We start from the raw sequence: 1,024 nt of genomic DNA, 5'->3' as shown, positions 1-1,024 counted from the left end.
GGGACCGCCACGGCCGGATCCGCCCGCGGCCCGGCCGGGAACGGGCGGGGGCGGCGGCACGCGCGGGCCGTGCTCATCTCGGTGATCGGCCTGCACCTGGTGGCCGAGACGGCGCTGACCCCGTTCCTGCCGCGGCTGTTCGAGCGGCTCTACGGGGTCGCCGACCCGGGCGCGACCGGGCTGTACCTGTGGATCTGCCGCATCGTGGGGCTGGTCGCGCTCCCGCTGTGGGGGCTGGCGGCGCGGCGATGGCCACTGCACCGGCTGGTCCTGGCCGGGCTCTGCGGCTCGGCCGTGCTCGACCTGCTGCTCGGCCTGGCCCCGAGCTACGCCGCGTACACGGTGCTGTCAGGGGCGGTGGTGGCGACCAACAGCGCGCTGCTGCTGGCCTACCCGGCGTTCGTCGCCGAGCACGACGGCCCGGAGCAGGAGGTCGCCGGCCACGGCGGTGGTGCCCGGGGTGAGCGGGCGAGGGTGGCCGGGATCTGCTCCATCGTGGTGGTGTTCCACCTTTCGACCGTGGTCGCCACGGCCGTGGGCGCCGGAGTGCTGGCGCTGCCCGAGCCGCGGCTCGGCATCTCGGCGTTCGCCGTGCTGGACGTGGCGCTCGCCGTACTGACGTTCCGCGTGCTCGGGCGGCGGCCGGCGCCGGACGCGCGGCCCGGGAACGGCGACGAGGGGGACGCGCGGCCCAGGAGCGGCGCGGAGCCGAGGCGTGGCGTCAGGTTCGCGGTGCTGGTCCAGGCGGCGCTGGTCGGGGTGGCGTTCGACTTCTCGGTCAACGTGGCGCGGCCGTTCTTCACCGAGCTCGCCGAGGGCGTGGGCAGTGGTTCGGCCGGGTCGGCGGTGCTGTTCTTCCTGCCGAGCGTCGCCGCGCTGGTCGTGCTGCCGGTGGTGCGCCGCTGCCACGACCGGCTCGGTGACCGGCTGCTGCCCGTCGCTCTGGCGGTCGGCGGCGCCGGGCTGGCGTGGCAGGCGCTGTCCTCGTCGGTGGCGGGGCTGGCCGGCGGGCGGCTGCTGTTCG

General features: G+C 76.7%; 1 protein-coding gene. It reads left to right on the top strand.

Annotated features, from left to right (window positions below):
* Window positions 1-1,024: MFS transporter (locus DQW85_RS22310; RefSeq protein ID WP_162795227.1), on the top strand; the 1,024-nt coding region annotated here is incomplete at both ends.

The organism is Nonomuraea lactucae, assembly GCF_003313395.1.
Classification (GTDB): domain Bacteria; phylum Actinomycetota; class Actinomycetes; order Streptosporangiales; family Streptosporangiaceae; genus Nonomuraea; species Nonomuraea lactucae.
This window is presented reverse-complemented; position numbering and strand designations above follow the sequence as displayed.